21 protein-coding genes and 1 tRNA gene are annotated in these 22,588 nt (G+C 54.6%); all 22 read right to left on the bottom strand.

The window, feature by feature from the left end; all coding sequences use genetic code 11:
* Nucleotides 1-2: 2 nt before the first annotated feature.
* Nucleotides 3-1,520 carry an anthranilate synthase component I family protein gene (locus tag PAE68_RS03020; RefSeq protein WP_281890882.1) on the bottom strand — a complete coding sequence of 506 codons (1,518 nt, stop codon included), beginning with the start codon at nucleotides 1,518-1,520 and terminating at the stop codon, nucleotides 3-5.
* A 142-nt stretch (nucleotides 1,521-1,662) separates the two neighbouring features.
* On the bottom strand, nucleotides 1,663-2,601 hold the full coding sequence (gene cysK, locus PAE68_RS03015) for a cysteine synthase A (RefSeq protein WP_281883928.1): 939 nt from the start codon (nucleotides 2,599-2,601) through the stop codon (nucleotides 1,663-1,665).
* A 69-nt stretch (nucleotides 2,602-2,670) separates the two neighbouring features.
* Complete coding sequence (locus PAE68_RS03010; RefSeq protein WP_281883926.1) at nucleotides 2,671-3,654, bottom strand: SurA N-terminal domain-containing protein; 984 nt, start codon at nucleotides 3,652-3,654, stop codon at nucleotides 2,671-2,673.
* Nucleotides 3,655-3,715: 61 nt separating this feature from the next.
* Nucleotides 3,716-4,591: an Hsp33 family molecular chaperone HslO gene (gene hslO / locus PAE68_RS03005; RefSeq protein ID WP_281883924.1), complete on the bottom strand. Its 876-nt coding sequence runs from the start codon at nucleotides 4,589-4,591 to the stop codon at nucleotides 3,716-3,718.
* Nucleotides 4,592-4,646: 55 nt separating this feature from the next.
* Nucleotides 4,647-5,411: a type III pantothenate kinase gene (locus tag PAE68_RS03000; RefSeq protein ID WP_281883922.1), complete on the bottom strand. Its 765-nt coding sequence runs from the start codon at nucleotides 5,409-5,411 to the stop codon at nucleotides 4,647-4,649.
* Entirely contained in the window at nucleotides 5,408-6,286 is an 879-nt protein-coding gene (nadC, locus tag PAE68_RS02995; protein ID WP_281883920.1) for a carboxylating nicotinate-nucleotide diphosphorylase, read from the bottom strand. The genes PAE68_RS03000 and nadC overlap by 4 nt, the downstream gene beginning before the upstream one ends.
* On the bottom strand, nucleotides 6,276-7,889 hold the full coding sequence (nadB, locus tag PAE68_RS02990; RefSeq protein WP_281883918.1) for an L-aspartate oxidase: 1,614 nt from the start codon (nucleotides 7,887-7,889) through the stop codon (nucleotides 6,276-6,278). The genes nadC and nadB overlap by 11 nt, the downstream gene beginning before the upstream one ends.
* Before the next feature lie 35 nt (nucleotides 7,890-7,924).
* Nucleotides 7,925-8,863 (bottom strand): quinolinate synthase NadA, encoded by a 939-nt coding sequence (nadA, locus tag PAE68_RS02985; RefSeq protein WP_281883916.1) that lies wholly within the window; start codon nucleotides 8,861-8,863, stop codon nucleotides 7,925-7,927.
* A gap of 248 nt (nucleotides 8,864-9,111) precedes the next feature.
* Complete coding sequence (gene ftsH / locus PAE68_RS02980; RefSeq protein WP_281883914.1) at nucleotides 9,112-11,085, bottom strand: ATP-dependent zinc metalloprotease FtsH; 1,974 nt, start codon at nucleotides 11,083-11,085, stop codon at nucleotides 9,112-9,114.
* A gap of 71 nt (nucleotides 11,086-11,156) precedes the next feature.
* Nucleotides 11,157-11,696 (bottom strand): hypoxanthine phosphoribosyltransferase, encoded by a 540-nt coding sequence (gene hpt, locus PAE68_RS02975; protein ID WP_281883912.1) that lies wholly within the window; start codon nucleotides 11,694-11,696, stop codon nucleotides 11,157-11,159.
* Between the two features lie 21 nt (nucleotides 11,697-11,717).
* Nucleotides 11,718-13,160: a tRNA lysidine(34) synthetase TilS gene (gene tilS, locus PAE68_RS02970; protein WP_281890881.1), complete on the bottom strand. Its 1,443-nt coding sequence runs from the start codon at nucleotides 13,158-13,160 to the stop codon at nucleotides 11,718-11,720.
* Between the two features lie 34 nt (nucleotides 13,161-13,194).
* Complete coding sequence (locus tag PAE68_RS02965; protein ID WP_281883910.1) at nucleotides 13,195-14,109, bottom strand: serine/threonine protein kinase; 915 nt, start codon at nucleotides 14,107-14,109, stop codon at nucleotides 13,195-13,197.
* Nucleotides 14,093-14,866 (bottom strand): vWA domain-containing protein, encoded by a 774-nt coding sequence (locus PAE68_RS02960; protein WP_281883908.1) that lies wholly within the window; start codon nucleotides 14,864-14,866, stop codon nucleotides 14,093-14,095. The genes PAE68_RS02965 and PAE68_RS02960 overlap by 17 nt, the downstream gene beginning before the upstream one ends.
* A gap of 163 nt (nucleotides 14,867-15,029) precedes the next feature.
* Nucleotides 15,030-17,498, bottom strand: a complete 2,469-nt coding sequence (spoIIE, locus tag PAE68_RS02955; RefSeq protein ID WP_281890879.1) for a stage II sporulation protein E — start codon at nucleotides 17,496-17,498, stop codon at nucleotides 15,030-15,032.
* A 455-nt stretch (nucleotides 17,499-17,953) separates the two neighbouring features.
* Nucleotides 17,954-18,027: transfer RNA gene (locus PAE68_RS02950), tRNA-Met, on the bottom strand.
* Nucleotides 18,028-18,214: 187 nt separating this feature from the next.
* A complete protein-coding gene (locus PAE68_RS02945; protein WP_281883906.1) occupies nucleotides 18,215-18,703 on the bottom strand; it encodes a S1 domain-containing RNA-binding protein in 489 nt (162 codons plus the stop codon).
* Between the two features lie 115 nt (nucleotides 18,704-18,818).
* Entirely contained in the window at nucleotides 18,819-19,148 is a 330-nt protein-coding gene (locus PAE68_RS02940) for an FtsB family cell division protein (RefSeq protein ID WP_281883904.1), read from the bottom strand.
* Between the two features lie 20 nt (nucleotides 19,149-19,168).
* Nucleotides 19,169-19,747: a spore cortex biosynthesis protein YabQ gene (yabQ, locus tag PAE68_RS02935; RefSeq protein ID WP_281883902.1), complete on the bottom strand. Its 579-nt coding sequence runs from the start codon at nucleotides 19,745-19,747 to the stop codon at nucleotides 19,169-19,171.
* Nucleotides 19,744-20,028, bottom strand: coding sequence for a sporulation protein YabP (gene yabP / locus PAE68_RS02930; RefSeq protein WP_281883900.1), 285 nt, complete (start codon nucleotides 20,026-20,028; stop codon nucleotides 19,744-19,746). The genes yabQ and yabP overlap by 4 nt, the downstream gene beginning before the upstream one ends.
* A gap of 300 nt (nucleotides 20,029-20,328) precedes the next feature.
* Nucleotides 20,329-20,607, bottom strand: a complete 279-nt coding sequence (locus tag PAE68_RS02925; protein ID WP_281883898.1) for an RNA-binding S4 domain-containing protein — start codon at nucleotides 20,605-20,607, stop codon at nucleotides 20,329-20,331.
* Nucleotides 20,607-20,879: an HU family DNA-binding protein gene (locus tag PAE68_RS02920; RefSeq protein WP_281883896.1), complete on the bottom strand. Its 273-nt coding sequence runs from the start codon at nucleotides 20,877-20,879 to the stop codon at nucleotides 20,607-20,609. The genes PAE68_RS02925 and PAE68_RS02920 overlap by 1 nt, the downstream gene beginning before the upstream one ends.
* Nucleotides 20,880-20,944: 65 nt before the next feature.
* Entirely contained in the window at nucleotides 20,945-22,462 is a 1,518-nt protein-coding gene (gene yabN, locus PAE68_RS02915) for a bifunctional methyltransferase/pyrophosphohydrolase YabN (protein WP_281883894.1), read from the bottom strand.
* Nucleotides 22,463-22,588 lie beyond the last annotated feature (126 nt).

Below are 22,588 nucleotides of genomic sequence, written 5' to 3'. Positions count from 1 at the left end.
CGTTATTGACCTCCTGCGGCACATTGGGACCGCTCCGAATATTGGATTGCCTTCCACATCGCTTTCGCCTTATTCATTGCTTCGACATATTCCTTCTCTGGGATCGAGTCGATGACGATGCCTGCCCCTGCCTGTACGTACCCCATCCCATTAGCTGCAACAAGTGTTCGGATAATAATATTAAATTCCATATCACCGTTATAGTCCAGCCAGCCAATCGAGCCCGTATACGGACCGCGGCGCACCGGCTCCAGCTCTTCAATAATCTGCATCGTTCGCACCTTGGGTGCACCGGTAATAGTACCCCCAGGGAACTTGGCGCCGATCACGTCGAAGGCATCCTTACCAATAGCAAGTCGTCCCTCCACCTGAGACACAATATGCATCACGTGCGAGTAATACTCAATGACCATCAGATCAGTCACCCGCACAGTGCCGTACGCCGAGATGCGTCCGAGATCGTTGCGCTCCAGATCGACGAGCATAATATGCTCGGCCCTCTCTTTCTCATGACCGATCAGCTCATCAGCGAGGCGCTGGTCCTCGGCCTCATCCTGTCCCCGCCGCCTCGTCCCTGCGATCGGCCGTGCGCGAACAACACCGCGCTCCAGCTGCACGAGCAGCTCTGGCGAGCCGGATACGAGCTGGAAGTCCGAGAAGCGAAGCAGTCCCATATACGGGGACGGATTGACAAGACGAAGCCATTCGTAAATATCCTCGGGAGCTGTCTCTAGCGGCTTATGCTGGCGAACGGACAAGTTCACCTGGAACACATCGCCTGCACCAATATAGTGCTGAATACGCTGTACCGCGTCCACGAACGCCTCCTTGGAGAAGTCCGCCTGCACGACCTCCAGTGCATCTAGGTCAATATGCAGCTTGTCCGCCTCGATGCTCGCACGCATGCGCTCGTAGCTCTGCTGGAGCACATCATCCTCGCGTCCAGCGTCAAGCTTATCCCACTTCGCCTTCATCGCAGCTGTCCGGCGCTCTGCGCTGGCATACTGCTGCCTCAGCCAAGCTTCATCCGGACGGCCAGCCTCAGGAACATGCGTACTCACCGCGCAATACAATCTGCGCTCGTGATGATCGACGATCCATAGCTCGTCCACTCGAACGAACGCGTAGTCCGGGACGGGCAAGTCCGCCTCCGCCTGCTCGGGCAGTCGCTCCAGCGTACGGGCGACATCGTAGCCCCAGTAGCCGACGCAGCCACCGGTAAATTTAGGCACTCCCTCTACTAGCGGAGCCTTGTAAGGCTCCATCCATCGCTTCACGAGCTCGAGCGGCTTCCCGTGCCATTGCACAGGCTGCCGTTCCCGCTCCGTGATCGTAGCTTCCAGACCATACCCCCGTATTTCGGATTCCGGCTGAAGGCCGAGAAACGTATATCGTCCTCCCTTCCCGCTTTCTAGTACGAACGACCCGGGCTCAGCTTCTTGCCAAGCTGGTGCCCAGGAGATGACTGTCGATTGCTCGATGGGGAAGCTTCGCACATACGGCAGCACGGTGTATGTCATTGCCCAACTGTTCCAAGCGTCATAAGATGTGTGCAGCACTCGCCATTCCGCCTTTTCTTCCGTTCGGATTGATATTGGAATTAGTATACTTGAAAATGAGCATGAAAAAAAGCCCGCTCAGGCGAGCAGGCCCCATCTTAACTTATTCTTCAAACTGGTACAGCGGCGTGGACAAGTAACGCTCGCCGTTACTTGGAACAACGGCAACAACGCGCTTGCCTGCGCCGAGCTCCTTCGCTACCTTCAGCGCTGCGAAGATCGCCGCGCCGGACGAGATTCCGCCAAGGATGCCTTCTTCTCTCGCCACACGACGAGCCGTCTCGAACGCTTCTTCGTTCTCGACTGTGATCACGCCGTCATAGATGCCTGTGTTCAAAATATCCGGCACGAAGCCAGCGCCGATGCCTTGAATCTTATGAGGACCTGGCTTGCCGCCGGACAGAATCGGAGATGCCGCAGGCTCCACCGCGTAGATCTTAATGTCAGGGAAGCTCTCCTTCAGCACACCGCCGGAGCCGGTAATCGTACCGCCCGTGCCGATACCGGAGATGAATGCATCCAGCTTGCCGTCGTGCGACTTGATCGCTTCGACGATCTCAGGACCTGTCGTTTCACGGTGAACCTTCACGTTCGCTTGGTTCTTGAACTGCTGCGGCATGAAGTAGTCCGGGTTCTCCGCATGGATCTCCTCTGCACGCTTGATCGCGCCCTTCATGCCCTCCGCTCCAGGTGTCAGCACGAGCTGTGCACCATAAGCGCGAAGCAGGTTGCGACGCTCCATCGACATCGTCTCTGGCATCACGAGGATCGCCTTGTAGCCCTTCGCTGCCGCTACCATCGCAAGACCGATACCTGTGTTGCCGCTAGTCGGCTCCACGATCGTTGCGCCCGGCTTCAGAATACCCTCTTGCTCGGCTACTTCAATCATGCTAATCGCAATCCGGTCCTTCACGCTTGCTCCAGGGTTCTGGAACTCAAGCTTGACATATACCTCCGCGCTACCCTCTGGCACAACGCGGTTCAGCTTCACGAGTGGAGTGTCTCCGATCAATTGAGTCACATTTTGTACTAATCTAGCCATGTAATTAGTCCTCCTTATGAGCGATTATAATATCCGAGTATTCTGCTAGGTATTAATAGATCAATCTTATCAACCCTTGCCAAGGTTGTCAACATAAAAGTTACCATTCGTATCCTGAAACTTCTCCACAATACGAACCTTCCACTTGTCTCGCAGCTTCGCCAGCGTCTCCTTCGTCGATGGCGCGATCCGAAGCGCGAGCTCCTTGCGCACCTGCTCGCGGATGATCTCGGGCGAGCCCTTGGACTGCACCTTGCGTTCGGTCAGCATCAGTACGACATACTGACCCTCTACCTCAAGCGGCTTGCTGATCTGTCCTGGCTGCAGCTGCTTGGCAGCCTTCATAATAGCCGGCGGAACGAACGGGTCCTCCTCCTCCAGCCAGCCCATATCACCGCCAGACTCCCGAGTCACATCGTCCAGCGAGCGCTCCCACGCGACCTTGTCGAACGGTATGCCCTTGTTCAAGTCGCTAATGGCCCGCTGAGCGTGATCTCTCGATGCCGTCACGATCATGCTGAAGCGCAGGCTGACGATATCCTTGAACTCATCCTGGTTCTCGGCGATATATGCACTGACTTCCCTGTCCGTAACTTGGATACCTCGGATCGACAGCTTCTCGACCAGCAGACGGTGTCTGACATCCGCTTCGAGCTGCTCCCGTGTTAGCCCAAGCTGCTCCTTCATCGCTTCATAGTATTGCTGTTCACTATCATAGCCTTGCCGCATCCGTTCAAGCTCGCGCTTCATCTCCTGCTCACTGATCTGAATGCCGGATGCTTCCGCTTCGTTACGAATCACTTCATGGTCAATCATTTGAATGAGCGTTTCCTTGCCGTGCTTCGCAAGCAGCTGTGCTTGCAATTCTCGCATCGTGATGGTACGTTCTCCCACATGGGCAACCATTCGTTTATCATCGGCCTGATTCGGCGGGTTCATCTCTGGTTCGTCAGCGTTCAGGTGTGAGGTTCGGGCCGTCAATACGGAGAGAAGGGTGCCGACTACCACGAGCAGCACGATAATCACTCCCCATAAGAGCTTCACATTACGCATGTTCGAATCCCCTCATCTATCCACACTCTGTCATCGGCAATCCGTACTCCGTTCGGAGCCGCTAGCTAAGCGCCTTGATCAAGACACTCAAGTCATCTCCGTTAAACAAGTATTTCTCATTGCAGAAGTGACACACCACCTCAGCATGACCTTGCTCTGCCAGCACCTGCTCAAGCTCCTCGCGACCGAGGCTGATCATCGTCTGCTCGACGCGTTCACGAGAGCACTTGCACTGAAAGCGGATATCGTCCCGCGTCTCTAATATTTGCACATCCGGCAGCAGCGTCTGCAAAATGTGCTCCAAGCTTGCGCCTTCGTCCAGCAATCGGGTAATTGGAGGAAGCGCGCCCAGCTGTCTCTCCAAAGCCGCAATCTCCTCATCCTTCAGACCTGGCAGCAGCTGTATAATGAAGCCTCCCGCAGTCTTCACCGTGTAATCGACATCGACCAGCACGCCAAGTGCTACAGCAGAAGGCGTCTGCTCGGACTGGGCAAAATAGTACGTAAAATCTTCACCCAGCTCGCCGCTGATGATCGGCACACTGCCACGATACGGCTCCTTGAGCCCAAGATCCTTCGTTACATAGAGGAAGCCATCGGTACCGACAACGCCGGCCACATCCAGCTTGCCAGCCGTGTTCAAGGGCAGCTCGACCTCCGGGTTATCCACGTAGCCGCGTACTTCACCGGCTGCATTCGCGTCTGCGACCACTTGACCAATCGGGCCCCCACCCTTAATCTGGACTGTCAGCTTCTCCTCGCCCTTCAGCATAGCTCCCATCATCGCGGCCGCCGTAACTGTTCGACCTAGTGCGGCCGTTGCCGTCGGGCTCGTCGAATGACGGGTGCGCAGCTCCTCCACGAGCGCCTTCGTTCGAACCGCGAAGGCACGTACCTGCCCACCGCAAGCTGTTGCTCGAATTAAATAATCGCGCATTGTTTGCTCCTTTGTTCACTTCAATATGTATGGACGTACTTACCGTTCAAAAAGTTCACATATTTCGTTCATAAATGATGCGAAGCCCTTGAAGTGTCAGCAGCGGATTAACCAGCTCAATCGTGCGGGACTCGCTTGCAATCAGCTCCGCCAAGCCACCCGTCGCAATGACCCTTGAGGACTGACCGCTCTCCTGCTTGATTCGTTCAACTATGCCGTCCACCTGCCCCGCGAAGCCATAAATAATACCAGCCTGCATAGAGCTAACCGTATTACGCCCGATGACGCTGCGCGGCTTCACCAGCTCGATTCGCGGAAGCTTCGCCGCTCGCTGATACAGCGCCTCCGTCGAGATGCCAATGCCTGGAGCAACGGCACCTCCTATATATTGACCCCGTTCGTCGATGTAATCGAACGTCGTAGCCGTCCCGAAGTCAACTACGATGCAAGGAGGACCGTACAGCTCTATCGCGGCGACTGCGTTGACAATACGGTCAGCACCCACCTCGCGAGGATTTTCCGAGCGTATATTTAGCCCGGTCTTCAAGCCGGGACCGACGATCAGCGGCGCCTTCTTCAAATATTTTAAACACAACTGCTCCAGCACAAACATGAGAGGCGGCACCACAGACGAGATAATAACGCCTTCAACCTGCTCCAAGGAGATGCCCGCGTGCTGGAACAAATTAAACATCATGATTCCATATTCATCGGCAGTAGTTGAGCGATTCGTGCTTAGACGCCAATGGTGCAGCAGCTCCTGCTTGTCATATAAGCCAAGCACGATGTTAGTATTCCCCACATCGGCGACAAGGATCATAGCGATGTACCCGGCGCCTTCTGCTCGTTCAGGTCAAGGCTGATATCGAGTGCCTGCACAGAGTACGTCAGCCGTCCTACAGAGATGACGTCGACGCCAGTCTCGGCGATTGTTCGGATATTGTCCAGGCTTACGCTTCCCGATGCCTCTACCATGATATGCGGAGCCGTGCTTTTCATGCGATGGACAGCTGTGCGCATCTGATCCGGTGTCATATTGTCTAGCATAATAATATCGGGCCTCGCGGCAAGCGCCTCCTCCAGCTGCTCCAGACTCTCCACCTCGACCTCAATCTTCATCGTATGCGGGATGCTGCCTCTTGCGGCTTGAATCGCTTGTGTAATGCCTCCGGCACCCTTGATATGATTATCCTTAATCATCACAGCATCGTACAAGCCGAATCGGTGATTATGACCGCCGCCGATTCGTACTGCGTATTTCTCCAGCATGCGATGGCCAGGTGTCGTCTTCCTCGTGTCGACTAGACGTGTCGGCAGCCCGTCGAGACGCTCGACGAATTGCCGCGTTCGCGTAGCAATGCCGGACATACGTTGCATGAGGTTGAGTGCCAGCCGCTCGCCGAGCAGAATACTCCGTGTACTCCCGTACACTTCAGCAAGCACAGCTCCGTACTCAACAGCTTGTCCGTCCGACACCTTCGGCACGAACCGCAGACTCGAATCTACGACGCGGAATACGGCCTCTGCTACGGGTACACCCGCAACAAGACCCGTATCCTTCACATGAATAATTCCAATTCCTAGCGAATCGGCAGCGATGGTCGACATCGTCGTCACATCGCCCATCCCGATATCTTCTTCCAGCCAAGCTCGTATACTTGCCTCAAGTGCTGCCACATTCAGCTCAATATTCATCGATTCGTCCCTCCGTCATCCCGTTCATCCGATTGAAGACGGTATGCTTGCGCCATACTAGATCATCCCGCTCTGGGAAATCTTCTCGATAGTGACCACCGCGACTTTCTTCCCGGATAAGTGCAGCCTCTGTCGTCAGCAATGCGCACGTAAGCAGATTGGCAAATTCGTACTCCTCACGCTTAGATAGCACACTGTTGAAAAATGATTCGTGACGCTTCAGCTCCTCATAGCCCTTCGCAAGCCCTGTTCCGCTGCGCTTCAGACCGACGTACCGAAGCATCAGCTTCTGCAGCTTCAGCTTCTTCTCCACGACTGGCTGAGTCATCGGCTCCTTGCCTTCATCGTTAACAGACAGCGCTGGCATCGCTCCGACCGAGCTCAGGTGGTCGATTCGCTCCACGATTCGCCTGCCGAAGACGATCGCCTCCGATAGTGAATTACTAGCGAGTCGATTCGCGCCATGTACACCGGTTGATGACACTTCACCACAGGCGAACAAACGTTTGATCACCGTTTCTCCATACAAGTCTGTCTCGACACCGCCCATCATATAATGCGCAGCCGGAGCGACCGGAATCCAATCGCTGGACAGGTCCAGTCCGTAGTTCAAGCATGTCTCGTAGATCGTCGGGAATCGATGCTTCACCGTCTCCTCCGACTCATGGGTAAAGTCGATATAGACGAACATCGAGCTTGTCTGCTCCATCTCACTCACGATGGCACGAGCAACAATATCCCGCGGCGCCAGCTCAAGCTGAGGATGATAGCGCTCCATGAAGCGATCTCCATGAATGTTGCGCAGCACAGCCCCTTCCCCTCGAACCGCCTCGGAGATGAGGAATCGTGGCGCTCCGGAATAACAGAGAGCCGTCGGATGGAATTGAATGAACTCCACATCACGAATGTTCGCGCCGGCACGGTAAGCGATCGCGATACCGTCTCCTGTCGCTATGTCAGGATTGGTCGTATATCGATACAGCTGTCCAGCCCCGCCAGAGCAGAGTACCGTTGCATTAGCACAGACAAGCACCTTCTGACCGTCCGGCTTCTGAATCAACGCACCGAAGCATTCTCCGTTCTCAGTGATCAGATCGATAACAAAGTGATCATCCCAAATGTCAATGTTCGGGTCCTGCTTCGTCTTCTCGGACAACGCCCGTACGATCTCCGCTCCCGTCGCATCCCCTTGCGCATGCAGAATACGGCGCTGACTGTGAGCGCCCTCCTTCGTCAATGCGTACTGTCCGTCCTCCATATCGAACTCGGTGCCCATACGAATCAGATCCTCGACACCAGCAGGCCCTTCATGGACGAGGACATCGACCGCTGACGACGAACAGAGCCCTGCTCCTGCAATAAGTGTATCTTGACGATGGTACGCCGGGGAATCCTCATCCGAGATGACGGCAGCAATGCCACCTTGCGCATAACGGGTATTACTATCGAGCAAAGACTTCTTCGTCACCATCAGCACCTTGTGCTTTTCCGCGCTCTTAAGTGCGGTAAAAAGACCGGCGATGCCTACGCCGATCACAATGACATCCGTGTATACACACGGAATGGACTCGGTATCAAAATTAACGAGATAACGAGGAATCAATAGCTTGCACCTTCTTAACAGAGAAGTAGCGCATGCTACTTAACAAGCAGCATGCGCTCTAGAGAAGCTCTGGCCTTATCGGCAACGTCCTGCGGTACATATATCTGCGGACTGTTCGTCTCCAGACATTTCACAACCTTCTTCAGATTGTTCACCTTCATATTCGGACAGACGAGATATTTAGTAGCGAAGTGGAATGTCTTATTAGGGCTGTCTAGTCGCAGCTGATAGCCAGTTCCGTCCTCCGTTCCAACGATGAACTCTTGACAATCCGACTCCTTGCAATACTTAATGATCGCAGTCGTACTGCCTACGAAATCACCTAGCTTCACGACCTCTGGGCGGCATTCCGGATGGACGACGAACTGTGCATTCGGATGCTGAGCCTTCATCTCCTCAACGTCCTTGACCGTCAGCATGTCATGCGTATTGCAATAGCCTTCCCATATAATCATCTTCTTGTTCGTAAACTTAGACACGTAGTCGCCCAAGTTCTTATCCGGCACCCAAATAATTTCATCTGAGTCAACCGACTCAATAACCTTAATCGCATTCGCTGACGTACAGCAAATATCCGTCTCCGACTTCACATCAGCCGACGTGTTAATGTAGGCGACGACCTTCGCATTCGGATGCTGCTTCTTCAGTGCGCGCAAGCCGTCCACATTGACCATGTCCGCCATCGGGCAACCAGCACGCTCATCGGGAATAAGCACCGTCTTGTTCGGCGCTAAGATCTTCGCGCTCTCCCCCATGAAGTGAACACCGCAGAAGACGATCACCTCTGCATCCGTCGAAGCTGCCTTTTGAGCGAGCAAGAAGGAATCTCCGCGGAAGTCCGCGACCTCTTGTATTTCATCACGCTGATAATAATGAGCAAGTATAATGGCGTTCCGTTCCTTCTTCAGCTGGGCAATCCGTTCCTTCAGCTCTCGCTGCTGCTCAGCCTTCCTCTCTAGCGCTAGTGCTTCCATGGCACACCTTCCTATTCATCACCAAGCTGGTGAAAATGTTCACAAGCATAATAAAGATTTAAACCTAATTTACACGTGCACATACGTGATGTCAATGACTAAAATCGGTGCTCCACTATAGAAAAACGCCTTTATTCGAGCCGTAACGTGCATAGCGTGTTCATGTGCATAGTTTTCCGTATTCGGACCGTTCTTAGCCTACAATAAAAAAGGAAAAGCCGGCACCTATAGGCACCGACTTTCTTCTATTACTTCGCCTCGTCATCCGAGGAGCCTGGCTTACTACCTGCTGACTCATCATCCCTTGGCTGAATGCTGATCTTCAAATCCTCAGAGCTCAGCTGCTGCGGCGCTGCATCCTCCGCTTCTTGCTTCTCTCCGAGCTTGCCGTTCTTGATCAGCTCTTGAATCTGATCCTTCTCCAGCGTTTCCTTCTCCATCAGCGTCTCGGCGATCAGCTTGACCTGGTCGCTGTGCGTGGTCAAGATCTCCTTCGCACGATCGTAGCAGCCGCGAATCATCGACTGCATCTCCTGATCGATCTCGTACGCGATAGCATCGCTGTAGTTCTGCTCATGACCGATATCCCGGCCGAGGAATACTTGACCCTGGGACGTGCCGAATTGCATCGGACCGAGCTTATCGCTCATCCCGAATTCAGTAATCATCCGGCGAATAATACCAGTTGCGCGTTGGAAGTCGCTATACGCCCCTGTACCGATCTGACCGATGAACAGCTCCTCGGCAACACGTCCTGCGAGAAGTCCTGTCACCTTATCGAGCAGCTCGTTCTTCGTCTGCATCATCCGGTCTTCGCCTTCCTTGGGCAGCATCATCACATAGCCGCCTGCCCGTCCGCGAGGGATGATCGTTACCTTGTGTACCATCTCCGCGTCCTCGACGTGAAGTCCGACTACGGTATGTCCTGCTTCGTGGAAAGCGACCATCCGCTTCTCACGCTCACTAATGACACGGCTCTTCTTCTGCGTACCGACGATGACGCGGTCGAACGCTTCATCGATCTCAGCCATAGAGATGTCCTTGCGGTTACGCCTAGCTGCGATGAGTGCCGCCTCATTCAGCAGGTTCTCGAGGTCCGCACCGGTGAACCCGGTCGTGTAGCGGGACAGCTGATCCAGCTTCACATCCTTGGCAAGCGGCTTATTGCGCGCATGCACCTTCAGGACAGCCTCGCGGCCCTTCACATCTGGGCGATCGACTGTAATCTGACGGTCGAAGCGTCCCGGACGAAGCAAGGCCGGATCGAGAATATCCGGACGGTTCGTCGCTGCTACGATGATGATGCCCTCGTTGGCCCCGAAGCCGTCCATCTCGACGAGCAACTGGTTGAGCGTCTGCTCTCTCTCATCGTGACCGCCGCCAAGACCGGCGCCGCGCTGACGACCAACGGCATCAATTTCATCTATGAATATGATACAAGGAGCATTCTTCTTCGCATTCTCGAACAAGTCACGTACACGGGATGCACCAACCCCGACGAACATTTCCACAAAGTCGGAGCCACTGATGCTGAAGAAAGGTACGCCCGCCTCGCCTGCTACAGCACGAGCAAGCAGCGTCTTACCCGTTCCCGGAGGTCCATTCAGCAGGACGCCCTTCGGAATACGAGCTCCGACTGCGGCGAACTTGCGCGGGTCCTTCAAAAACTCGACAACCTCGACCAGCTCCTGCTTCTCCTCGTCTGCCCCGGCAACGTCCTCGAAGGTAACGCGCTTCTTCTCCTCGTTATACAGCCTTGCCCGGCTTTTTCCAAAGTTCATGACCTTCCCGCCGCCGCCTTGGGCTTGATTGAGCAGGAAGAAGAACAGGATAAAGATAATGACGAACGGGATAATGGAGGTAAGGAAGCTGATCCAAACATTGTCCCCTTCCATCTTGTCAATGTAAACGTTTCCCGAGGGAATGTCGCTTTGTTCGATCAGACGGAATATGTTTCCGCTGCTTTCCTCATACGGCGCTCGAGCCTCGAACTTCTTCTTCTCTGGCGATTCCGCAGACTTAAGCTCCCCTTTGACCAAATACGTCTGAGCATCATACTTCACTACGATCGATTCCACGTTCTTGCTGATTAGATGCTGGCGGAGCTGATCGTAGCTGATAACGGTCTTCTGCTCTCCACGGTTACTAATGAAGGAAACGATTCCGACAGTGACCAGAAAGATAAGCAGATAAAAGCCTGTATTGCGAATGATGCGGTTCATCCCCTACCTCCTCTCTACAAACGGCAACTTTGTATATTGTACCATAGCACGTCTTGGCTTCTCAAGAAATGCTAGTGGGAGTAAACCTCAGGCTTCAATATGCCGACATAAGGCAAATTCCGATACTTCTCCGCGTAATCAAGTCCATAACCAACGACGAAGGCATCAGGAATGACGAAGCCCTTGTAATCGGCATCGAGCTCCACCGTCCGGCGAGCGGGCTTATCGAACAAGGCTGCGACTGTAATGGATAACGCATTGCGCCGCTCCAGTACATCGATGAGGTAGCTGAGCGTCAGACCGCTGTCAATAATGTCCTCAACGATCAAGACGTGCCGCCCTTCTACGGAGATGTCCAAATCCTTGATAATCTTGACGACGCCCGACGACTTGGTCGAATGTCCATAGCTCGATACCGCCATGAAGTCAAGCTCGAGCGGAATCGTAATGCGCTTCACGAGATCGGACATAAAAATAAACGCGCCCTTCAATACGCAAATGACGAGCGGATTGCGCCCTTCAAAGTCGCGGCTGATCAGCTCGCCCATTTCCTTGACCTTGTCTTGAATTTGCTCTTCTGAGTATAGAACTTCCAGTACATCGTTTTGCAAAAGAGATCCTCCTACAGTAAGTTAATCGAAATAAAGCCTCATCACCAGAAGCCGCTTCGTCTCTTCCGTTACCGGTGCCAGCGATGATCTGCGGACACCGGGCAGCCACAGCAGCCGACCCTCACCATCCGTAATAATCGGTGTACGTTCCCGATTACGTGCTGCCACCTTCGCGTCAATGAACATATCTTTCACCTTTTTGGACCCGTTTAACCCAAACGGAGACATTCGATCCCCATCTCTGCGGCTACGGATGTATATAGGAAGAGAAATGTTCGCAAGATCGAACACCGCTTCGTCGTCTGCAGGCTGCCCCACTACCGCTTCAGCGCGATCCAGCCACAGAAAGGACAGTCGCGTCCTCGTCTTCGCAATGCTCAGTTCAGCTTGCCCTTCATGCACCTCGTAGCAGTATGAGCCTGTTGGTAACACCATAGTATGTAAAATGACCCGATCATATTCCCTGCGTAGCGTGAGTGAAGGCTCAATGAGGAGCAGTGCGTTGCCTGCGGTGCCTTGAAGCGCGAAGCTGCGGATATGCTCGATCCGTTCGAAGACGACGCGTTCCGGATCATACTTGAGATAACTTAATATTAGTTTAATCAATCGCCTTTGTAAAGCAACGTGGACCCCGCCGAACCATTGCGCCGACCAAGCAGCCTCCCCGTCGCCAAACGTAATATTCGACTTACAGACCTCTCGGGTCTGCGCCTCTAGCCAGTCGTTCTCATCAGCGGCGACTAGCGCCAATCGATTCAGCGTCTCCGGCAGCCGTTCCTCGTAACGGGATAGGAAAGGCATAACTTCAAGCCGAATCCGATTGCGGGTATACTTCGTATCGAGGTTGCTGCTGTCTGTGCGGTATGGGATGCCCACAGCCTCGCAATAGTCAAGCAGCTCCTGCTTATAGACCCGAATGAGCGGCCTCACCAGCTCGATGCCCGGCTCATACATGCGGCGCACCGGAATACCTCCAAGTCCGGACAGACTCGTACCGCGCAGTAACCGCATGAGCACCGTCTCCGCCTGATCGTCGGCATGATGGGCCAGCACTATGCTCGTCGCGCCTACTTGTATGGCCATATCTCGCAGGAACGCATAGCGACGCTCCCGGGACACCGCCTGCGGGTTGCCGCCATGCTGCTGCAAGTAGGCCGGCATATCGAGCCGTGTCACGAAGCAAGGAATGCCCCAGGCCGCAGCCGTGCTCATGACGAAGGACGCTTCCTCTGCCGACTCCTCGCCTCGGAACCCATGGTCGGCATGAGCCGCAACAATGCTCCAGCCGTACGAGTTCGACAACGCGAATAAGAGATGGAGCAGCGCCATCGAGTCAGGTCCTCCTGACACCGCCACGACTACTCCCTCTCCCTGCTTCAGCAGCGCTTCATCCTCGATGAAACGTCCGATTTTCGTTTGCAGCGCATGCGCATCCTTCAATGTAGATTCCCGACCTTTCTCCATCACTCATCACTATAACTCATTCATACTGGGCTCATTAGGGCCACGCGAAGTACATCGCTGCCGCGAACAGCACGACGGAGGCGGTGAAGCAGACTTGGATCCATCCCCCATGCTGCTTACGGACCGGCTGTGCAGGACGTGCGGCGTGTACGCTTCTGGCTCTCCAGTCCGCCAGCGCCTTACGTGAGCTGTCGTATCGGCCTGTTAGCGCCTGCCGCAGGATCGGCTCGACCGTGCGCAGCGGCGGCGTGCTCGACACCAGCTCCACGAGTCCCTCGCTACTCCGGGTTTGCGGAAGCATCCCCATCGCCTGCTCGAAGCGGCGGCCGTCTCCGGCAGCATGCACCAGTAACGCCGCGAAGGCGAACAGATCGTAAGCCTCATCCGCGACACGACCGCCTGCATTCCAATACCCTCGATCATATGCTTCGGTAAATTGCTTCACACTACGCCCCTTCGCCGTCACGCCTCCGAAATCGATCAGCTCCACCTCACCATAGGACGTAAGGAGCACGTTCTCCGGCTTCAGGTCGCCGAATATATAACCGCATGCATGCAGCTGCGTCAGCTTGCGAAGCAGATTCAAGCCGATAACGTACATCCAATCTGTACCGTTGTCACGAATGAATTCATGCAGCGGCTTACCTTTAATATAACTCATCACACTGAACGGATACGTCTTGCCCTGCCAGTCGAGATCATCCGCTTCGATCCAATGCTTGCGAAATTCGGACGCTCGCGCGATCGACTTCAGCGCATTCACCTCCGATTGATGATCGACGGTGTCGAAGCCGAGCTTCAGCGCGTACGTCTTGCTGCCACGCCGGACGAGATAAACCTTACCATTGGCACCTTCACCTAGTAGCCGTTCGACGACATATCGGTTTCCGTTCCACGTGCCTGTTACGATTGCTCCAGTCGGTAACGAGGGCTTATACGATGTAGTCACTCCATATCCCTTCCCCTTGCCGTTGAGCCGGGCTGCTGTGCCCGTAGGAAACGACGCTCGAACGTTCGTGTCTACCTTTATCATCGGCTGAACCGGATATAAATTGAATGACCTTTATGAGGGCGGGCCCGGTCGGTGTCGTACCCTTCATGTTTAATTTATAGAACAATCGATTCAGGTTTGCAACATCTCTCGTCCAATCGAGGTCCAACTCGACCTCCTCTTTACCAGAGCCATTACCTGGGAAATGAAATACAGACAGCAGGCTCTCCCCCTCTCTCGACTGCAGACTTAACTGCAAATCGTAGATCGCTTCCTTCACTGCCTGCAGCTTCGGCTTCATACTGGCGCTGGCGTCGATGAGCAAAGCCACCTTGAGGCTCGCCCTCTCTGCCCAGTCATCCATCACCCGAACAACCTCGGACCGCTGCTCAGGAGGCAGCGCCTCGACACGGCTATGCCCGAGTATGACTCGAAGCTCCTCTCCTACGGCACGCTGTACCGTCTGCATCACCGTCTTGCGCGTCATCATCTGCACCGTCTGCGACAGCTGTACCGGACGCACCATCCGACTAATGCCGCCGCCCGCCTTCGCAATCTCTTCAATCTCCGAAGCGCCGAGCCGTCCCGTCTCACCGAGGTCCGACACTCCGATCACATTAACAATGATGCCTTCGGCCTTCGCCTGCGCCGCCGCGATAACTGGACTAATGCCTGCGTTCGAGCAGCCGTCTGTAATCAATATGATTTGCTTCATTATGATACCCCTCCTGGAGAACTCGAATCTCGTAGGCAAGCCTCGAACATCCTATTATATTAGTGTGGGCGGGGTGAGAGAATTCTAAACTTGCACGCGTCAAAAAAAAGAAAGCCGCCTGCGCGCGATAAGCGCCAGACGGCTCGTTCGACATATATGCTCATTAGCTAACGGTTCTCGGGCGCTCAATACGCTGCACATGAGGCGTTCGGAAGGTCGCCCATTCCGGCTGGAACTTCTCTACGCGCGCGACCATCACCGTCATATCGTCATAGATTTCCCCGTGGTGGTAACGTACGACCCGCTCCAGCAAAATGTCAGCGAAGTCCTGTGGATGGTCCGCCTCAATCTCCGAAATCACCCGTTTCATCCACAGCTCCTTGTTCACCGCATGACCAGGTGCGTCGTAGATGCCATCTGTCATCATAATGAGCACGTCCCCGTGCTTGAGCGGTACACTGACTAGATCGATGTCGAGATCCTGCAGAATGCCGACTGGCAAGTTATTCGCCGTCACCGGGAACACCTCGTCGCCTCTTTTAATGAAGCTAGGCGTCGAGCCGATCTTCATGAACGTCGTATTCGCACTATACAGGTCAATGAGTGCGACGTCGACCGTGGCGAACACCTCGTCGGACGATCTCAGCATCAGTACGGAATTGACCGACTTAATCGCCAGCTTCTCATCCATCCCAGACTTCAAGAGCTGCTGCAAGATCGACAGCGCCGCACTGCTCTCCGCACGTGCCCGCTCGCCGTTGCCCATCCCATCGCTAAGCGCGACCGCGAACTTCCCGTTGCCCAGCTCAATCGTGCTGAAGCTGTCGCCCGACAGCAGGTCGCCGCCCTTGGCCGCTCCTGCCACCCCCGTCTCGACCTCGAACTCCTTCGCCGAGCCGAACACGACCGTGCTGTAGCCTTCCTTGCGCTCGAGCGGCTGCTCTTCCTTAACGGCGATATGCTCGCCCACGATTTCCGATAGCAGCGGCGCTATAATTTTACGGCACTCGTCGAAGCCTCTTGTGTACTGATGGATAATCTCGATCTCCACATTGCCCTCATCAAGGCTAATAATATCGATCGAATGAATCGATAAGCCGAGCTCCTCCAGCGCGGACCGAATTTGCTCCTCCTGCATGAACAGCTCCTGCCCCTCCCGCTTGATCTCCTTCGCGAGATCCTCCATCACCTGGGAGACGCCGGACAGCTGGTCAGCGACTAGCTGGCGACTGTCCATGATTTGCCTTTTCCAGTGCTGATCGTTCTTGTACATATGATATTGCTGCTGCATAACGCCGAGCACCTGATCGGGCTTGATACATATTTTTTTCCACTCACTGGATAGCTCCTTGCGCGACATACCCGGGTTCAGCTCTACCTCGGTCATCATATCGGTCATATATTTATACGTCTGGTAAAATCGCTCGTCCCAGCATTGCTGTCGCTTCCAGCACGTGGCGCACGATTTCTCTGCGACGGAATTCATGAAGTGGCCGACCTCCTCCTCCTTGCGGAGCGGCTGCGAATCGACCGTAATCTGCTTGAAGCTGCGCGACAGCTGACGGAACACCTCCGAGAACTGCTCGACCCGATGGGCCGTCACATCGCGAACCCGCTTCGCATAATCGTGCTGCGACTTCAGATTCTCCTGAGTGCCCGGCACGTACTTCGCAAGCATCTCAATTACACCCCTCGGGGTCATCAGGAACAGTGCTGCCGCCGCCACCGATTCCCAGGTCGAGCTCATAATCTCCGATTGATTACCGAGGTAGACCGATAAGATCGACGTGCCGAGCAGCATGCCGAAGGCAACGGCCATCCTTCGCCCTTCCCGCAGCAATCCGGCGAGCATGCCGGCGAAGGCGAGCAGGCTCATCTGGTAGATCGCACTGGAGTTGGCCAGACTGAGAATGAGCCCGGACACGACACCGACGGAGGCGCCAAGAGGTGCCCCGCCGACGAAGGCGAACAGCAGGATCAAGTAGCGCGACAGCACATGCTCAATCGTAAGTGAGCCGGCCGTCCAGCCGACCGTTCCGGTCATGACCGAGGCGAGCAGAATAATGAGACAGATGACCTCTTCATTTTTGAGACTATAATTTTTACGAGTTAAGGTGAATACAGGCAGCGCCTGCAGGAAGATATGGGTCAGAATCAAGCTCAGCAGCGCCTCGACGCCGATCATCATCAGCGTGTACCAGCTCATCCCCTCAGTTGACAGAGAGGCGAACATCTGCACGAAGAATACGGTCATGAATACCATCGCTGGGGCGTAGGAGATATCGGAGCGCTGGAACCGCTCAACGCCCTTCTGCATGAGCAAGAACACGACCATCTCCGCCAGCACGTAGCCCGTATGCACGGGATCTGCCGAGAACAGGCTGCCCGCCGCCACGAACACGGCCGTCCATAGCAGCAGCTCTCGCCGCAGGAAGTACATGACCGCAAAGATCGCGACACCGAATGGAGCCAGCTCGTCGAGAATCATTGCCCGACCGAGGAGGAAAGCCATGAACAACAGCAGGATCGACCACTTCTTACCGACGACAGCTTGGACGAGTCTGTTTTCATTGAAGGCAGCCTTGATGGATGCCCGCAGTTTTCTCGTGCTTTCCGAGCCTGTCGAGCTCATTCGTTTGAAGAGCTGATTTCTTAGCATAATTTCGATACACCACCCATAAGCTATTAGTAGGCTTAGTATATCCTTTACACAACAGAAAGTTTGTCATAATCAGGAAGTCGGCTCAAAGTTTTTTCCGACAAAATCAGGTAGCCTGCGAAATGTGAAGGAGTGCTTCTATAGCCAATGTTGTAAGCGCATACACATAAATATGTAAACAGACTCGTCACCGCACGTTCGCAGGCCGTTCGCTTCGAATGAATGGCGAAAACGTGTTTACATGTCGATTTGCACAAGGCGGGCACCTTGTCTCGACAAAACTAGTCTGCACAGGGCGAATGGCAGTGTGACAAGGACCATGCAAGTCGATAAACGCGACCAGCAGCCTGGTAAGCTCAGCAACAAAACAAAGACCCTCATTCCGACAACGGTGCATCGGAACCAAGGGTCTTCTTGTACATTCCTAATAGCGGCAGAGGGGATCGAACCCCCGACCTTACGGGTATGAACCGTACGCTCTAGCCAGCTGAGCTACGCCGCCACAATAAGCATCAGTATAGCTTAGTGCGAAGCTGATTGTCAAGGCTTGCTATAGCGACGCTTACTGGATGACAGGACGCAAAAAAGCCGCTCACCTGGGCAGGTACGAACGGCTTGTCAGTTATATTCAGTTGATCGTGCTGATGACACACGCTAGTCGTACAGCAGGCTGTCACCTTAGGAGCAGACTAGTCGCGACGCGCACCGCGTCCGCCACGCTTGCCTTCCGTATTCTTCTTCAGGGAGGAAATTCGATCTTCACTATCCTTCAAGAAACGCGCCATCTTGTCCTCAAAGCTGAGTCGGCCAACGGGTGGCTTGCCTCCACGATTGCCGCGGTCCCCACGGTCACCTCGGTTAAAGCCTCCACGATCACCGCCACGGTCTCCGCCTTGACGTTCAAAACGAGCGGGCCTTGTTGGAGGAGCGGCATCTGCAGGGCGGTCCACCGCTTGCTTGATGGACAATCCGATCTTGCCGTCCTTGTCGACATTAATCACTTTCACCGTAACGATATCGGCTAGCTTCAGATGATCGTTCACGTCCTTGACGTAGTTATCTGCAATCTCCGAGATATGAACTAACCCTGTCACTCCCTCGGATAGCTCAACGAACGCCCCAAAGTGAGTAATGCCTGTAACTTTACCTTGCAGCTTGCTGCCCACTTCAATTGCCATAAAGTAAACTGTTCCTCCCTTAAATAGTTAGAAAAACATAAGAAAACGAAGCTATGCCGATTATAACGCACCCATGCATTGCGGTCAACAAAGGAATGCTGTGTGCGGCTTATCGTTATCGGCCCCCTGATTGAGGGGTATAAAACAATGTTTCGCCGGGCTTCACATATTGCAGCTCCTTGCGAATCATCTGCTCCACATACTCCGGATCGTTCAGCCGCTCGAGCTCGCGCTGCACACTGTCATTCGTCGCTTGCGTCTCCGCCAGCTTCGCCTGCAATGCGGCAACCTGCTCCTTGCGTGCGTGAATCTTATCATTCTGATTCCAAAGCGTTACGCCTGCCCAGCTCAAAAAGCATATCATCACCAGCATCACCAACCGGCGTCTGCGAATGACACCTTTGCTCTGAAGTTGAGTCTGAACGGCTTTAGAATTGGGTTGCATCCTTCAGAATCCTCCTTCATTCATTGGAAAAGCTTGCGGATCAGGCGCACAACCCGTTCATACCCTTGCCGCAGCCAGCCTGGAACTGGAATACGCAGCCATCTGCCCAGCGGTCGAAGCAGCCAAGTAACGAGTCGCCACAATGGGTATAGCAATTGTAACACAACTCGGTACATGAAAATAGCGGCAGCGCACACAAAACCAAACAAAATAAGCGCAAGCCGATACAGTCCTATGGCTGGTCGTATAATGAAAATAATGACCAGCTGGCGGAGAAGACGCGCGATCCATAGCACGATGCGGATCATGCCGTTAATTACCCAGATCACCGAACGGCTAAACAGCAAAAAGTAAAGCGTTACACCAATGCCTAGACCGAGAAAGATGAAAGGGCGAACTTCCCCCCAATTGCTCTCATAGAGCAGAAGGAATACGATAACGGTTCCAGCGAGCCAGTACACGAGATCGAGAACGGCCCGAAGCCATACCGGCACTCTCAGCTGGCCAGAGAGCACCCGGTACAGATCGAATAAGCCGCCTAGTGACAAGCCTCCCGCGCACATCATGCCCAGCGTAAGGAATTGGACGTGTAGCGTCACTTAAACAGCTTCCCCCACAGCCCCTTGGACTTGCCCTGCCCGTTCGAATCGAGATACGCCAGCTCATGGACATAGCCTTCAATCGCCACTAACCCTTGATCAAGGCTCAAGTTTTTGATATGCAGGTTCTGCCCCTTAATCATCAGATAGCCGCTGTCGGTTTCCAGCAAAAACTCCTCGCTGTCGAAGCTCTCTACGTTCAGGACGCCAGATACTTCGAGCAGCTTGCGATTCAGCATCTTGATCTCCTGACGTTTCACCTTGCCCGGTTGCTCCACCATAGGTTCGTCCCCTCCTGACGCCTTGCCCAGCCCGCTTCAATTAAGAAGCAGCCCTGAGCCAAAGCTTGTTTACTATAGGCTATGGGAGGAGACATGTATTTAGAACCTTGACCAAGGAACGCGCCGTGAAGCGCTCTATGTGTGCAATAGAGAACGGCATGGTTAGTGTGCCCAGAGGCTGAAGCCACCGCGCTTCATACGACGAAAAAAGCTTTGCCATACCTCGCCGTACCATCGAAAGCGCACTCCTCAAGGCGGCAAAGCTGCCAGCAGCATTCACGCAAGAGGACGGAGGTCCGCTTAGAATAAAGAATCCGTCTCCTGCTTATTCATCTCTTCCTTCAACAGCGTGTACATCTTCGCGGCATCTTCCTTCCGCGTCGATTCGCTCAACAGCTCGACGCGAATCGTGACGAGCTTCTGCCCGAACTGCACCGTCAGCTCGTCTCCGACCTTCACCGCGCTGCTCGGCTTCGCTTCTCTGCCGTTAATCCATACGCGGCCTTGCTCGGATACGTCCTTCGCTACGGTACGCCGCTTGATCAGCCGCGAGAGCTTCAGAAATTTATCGAGCCTCATTACTTCACCGCTTCTTTAAGCTTGTTGCCAGCCTTGAAGGCAGGCACGTTCGATTCTGGGATCACTATTTCTTGACCTGTCTGCGGGTTGCGACCGGTACGTCCCGAGCGCTTGCGCGTTTCGAATGTACCGAAGCCGATCAGTTGAACTTTATCGCCAGTGGCCAGCGCATCGGTTACTTCGCCGATGAAGCTGTTCAATACGGATTCTACGTCTTTTTTGGACATGCCGCTTTTTTCAGCAATGTTGTTGATCAGATCCATTTTGTTCATAGGTCAATTGCCTCCTCTGTGATCACACTGAACTTATAAGTTCTTTGTTTTATAGGAAAATCCTTCTATTCACTACTACGTTTGAGAACTTTTTTTGCTTCCTGCCACAAATCCTCCATCTGCTGCAGGTCCGCCTCCTGCGGTGTCAAGCCCCTCTGCTTCAGCTGCTCCTCAATGTACTGGAACCGCATGACGAACTTGCGACTGGCGTCAGCCATCGCTTCCTCCGGCTCGACCTTCAGGAAGCGCGCCAGATTCACCACGGCGAAGAGCAGATCGCCCAGCTCCTCATGCTGCTCGGCCTTCCCGCTCGTGCGGATCGCCTCGATCACTTCATCCAGCTCGGACTGCACAATAGGCAGCACGTCCTCGAGCGTCTTCCAGTCGAAGCCGACCTCAGCCGCCTTCTTCTGCAGCTTGTACGCCTTCATGAGGCCCGGCAGCCCGCGGGGAACACCGCCCAGCACCGACTGACTGCCTGGCTCAATGCCCTTAAGACGCTTCTCCTCTGCTTTAATCTGCTGCCAATTGACGAGCGCCTCCTCGGCATCCTCGGCTTGGCTTGCTCCGAACACATGCGGATGACGGCGAATAAGCTTCTCGTTCAGCTCTGCAATGACGTCGTACACCGTGAACGAACCGACATCGGCCTCGATCTGTGCATGGAGCATCACCTGCAGCAGCAAGTCGCCGAGCTCCTCGCGCATATGCTCCGGGTCGTCCTCCTCGATCGTCTCCAACACCTCGTACGCTTCCTCGATCAGATTACGCCGCAGCGACTCATGCGTCTGCTCGCGGTCCCACGGACAGCCGTCCGGACTGCGCAAGATTTCAACGATTTCGTGCAGCCGCTCGAACGTGCGATTCCGAACGTCATCCCGATCCGTTCTCGGCACCCAGACGAGTGACAGGTTACCGTAGCCCTCGACGCGGTCCAGCTCATACAGCGGCACCTCTCGGACTCGCTCCTCACCAGCTACACCAAGCGAATGCCCGACCGTTACCGGATAATCGTCGGGATACAGCTCCATCAGCGTAAGCTTCACATCTGAGGCGGTGAACGTATCGTACACCTGTCCGATCAGCGTATGCATACGCGGGTTCATCGCCGATGCCTTCAGCTCTGTCGCATCCAGCAGCTGGAAGCCTTCAATCGGATCGAAGCCGAGCCGCAAGAACGCTTGATCCAGGAAGCTCTCTCCGCCCATCATCGTGAGCAGAACGCCCCTTGACGAGCAGCGCTCCCGCAGCAGCTGTACGGTTCTCTCCGCTACCATCGGGTGACCGGGAACGGCGTAGAGCAGCTCTCCTGCATTAGGCTCGACACTTTTCGCGAGGAGCGATTCCGCAATCGTCTCATAGACTGCCTCGAAGCCTTCATGGGCCTCGTAGACCGCGTCGAACGTTTCGTAGCGGATGCCGTGATGATCAAGCAGCGTCACCATCGGATGCTCCTTCGTGCGTAAGTACACCGCGCCTCCCCGGTTGCCAGCTGCTTGCAGCTTGCGCCATACGCCTAGCGTCAATTGGTTCTCGTCGCCGGTACCCAGTCCGACGACCGTTATTTGCGGTTGAGCGCTCATGCTCTCTCCTCCTCTATCCATAGCCTCTATGTAGGTGTGCAAAAGGCGGCTGTAACTCGCCATGCTCAGCCACAGCTCGATGTGTGCGTGCGAACGCGGCTGTAGCAGACATGCCGTGCGCCAGCT

Origin of the sequence: Paenibacillus sp. YYML68, assembly GCF_027923405.1 — a bacterium.
Taxonomy (GTDB): domain Bacteria; phylum Bacillota; class Bacilli; order Paenibacillales; family NBRC-103111; genus Paenibacillus_G.
This window is presented reverse-complemented; position numbering and strand designations above follow the sequence as displayed.

What these genes read in the sequence shown, in the direction of transcription:
- PAE68_RS03020 (WP_281890882.1), bottom strand. Translation starts at nt 1,520, where the DNA reads ATGACATACACCGTGCTGCCGTATGTGCGAAGCTTCCCCATCGAGCAA.
- cysK (WP_281883928.1), bottom strand. Translation starts at nt 2,601, where the DNA reads ATGGCTAGATTAGTACAAAATGTGACTCAATTGATCGGAGACACTCCA.
- PAE68_RS03010 (WP_281883926.1), bottom strand. Translation starts at nt 3,654, where the DNA reads ATGCGTAATGTGAAGCTCTTATGGGGAGTGATTATCGTGCTGCTCGTG.
- hslO (WP_281883924.1), bottom strand. Translation starts at nt 4,591, where the DNA reads ATGCGCGATTATTTAATTCGAGCAACAGCTTGCGGTGGGCAGGTACGT.
- PAE68_RS03000 (WP_281883922.1), bottom strand. Translation starts at nt 5,411, where the DNA reads ATGATCCTTGTCGCCGATGTGGGGAATACTAACATCGTGCTTGGCTTA.
- nadC (WP_281883920.1), bottom strand. Translation starts at nt 6,286, where the DNA reads ATGAATATTGAGCTGAATGTGGCAGCACTTGAGGCAAGTATACGAGCT.
- nadA (WP_281883916.1), bottom strand. Translation starts at nt 8,863, where the DNA reads ATGGAAGCACTAGCGCTAGAGAGGAAGGCTGAGCAGCAGCGAGAGCTG.
- ftsH (WP_281883914.1), bottom strand. Translation starts at nt 11,085, where the DNA reads ATGAACCGCATCATTCGCAATACAGGCTTTTATCTGCTTATCTTTCTG.
- tilS (WP_281890881.1), bottom strand. Translation starts at nt 13,160, where the DNA reads ATGGAGAAAGGTCGGGAATCTACATTGAAGGATGCGCATGCGCTGCAA.
- PAE68_RS02960 (WP_281883908.1), bottom strand. Translation starts at nt 14,866, where the DNA reads ATGAAGCAAATCATATTGATTACAGACGGCTGCTCGAACGCAGGCATT.
- spoIIE (WP_281890879.1), bottom strand. Translation starts at nt 17,498, where the DNA reads ATGAGCTCGACAGGCTCGGAAAGCACGAGAAAACTGCGGGCATCCATC.
- PAE68_RS02945 (WP_281883906.1), bottom strand. Translation starts at nt 18,703, where the DNA reads ATGGCAATTGAAGTGGGCAGCAAGCTGCAAGGTAAAGTTACAGGCATT.
- PAE68_RS02940 (WP_281883904.1), bottom strand. Translation starts at nt 19,148, where the DNA reads ATGCAACCCAATTCTAAAGCCGTTCAGACTCAACTTCAGAGCAAAGGT.
- yabP (WP_281883900.1), bottom strand. Translation starts at nt 20,028, where the DNA reads ATGGTGGAGCAACCGGGCAAGGTGAAACGTCAGGAGATCAAGATGCTG.
- PAE68_RS02925 (WP_281883898.1), bottom strand. Translation starts at nt 20,607, where the DNA reads ATGAGGCTCGATAAATTTCTGAAGCTCTCGCGGCTGATCAAGCGGCGT.
- PAE68_RS02920 (WP_281883896.1), bottom strand. Translation starts at nt 20,879, where the DNA reads ATGAACAAAATGGATCTGATCAACAACATTGCTGAAAAAAGCGGCATG.
- yabN (WP_281883894.1), bottom strand. Translation starts at nt 22,462, where the DNA reads ATGAGCGCTCAACCGCAAATAACGGTCGTCGGACTGGGTACCGGCGAC.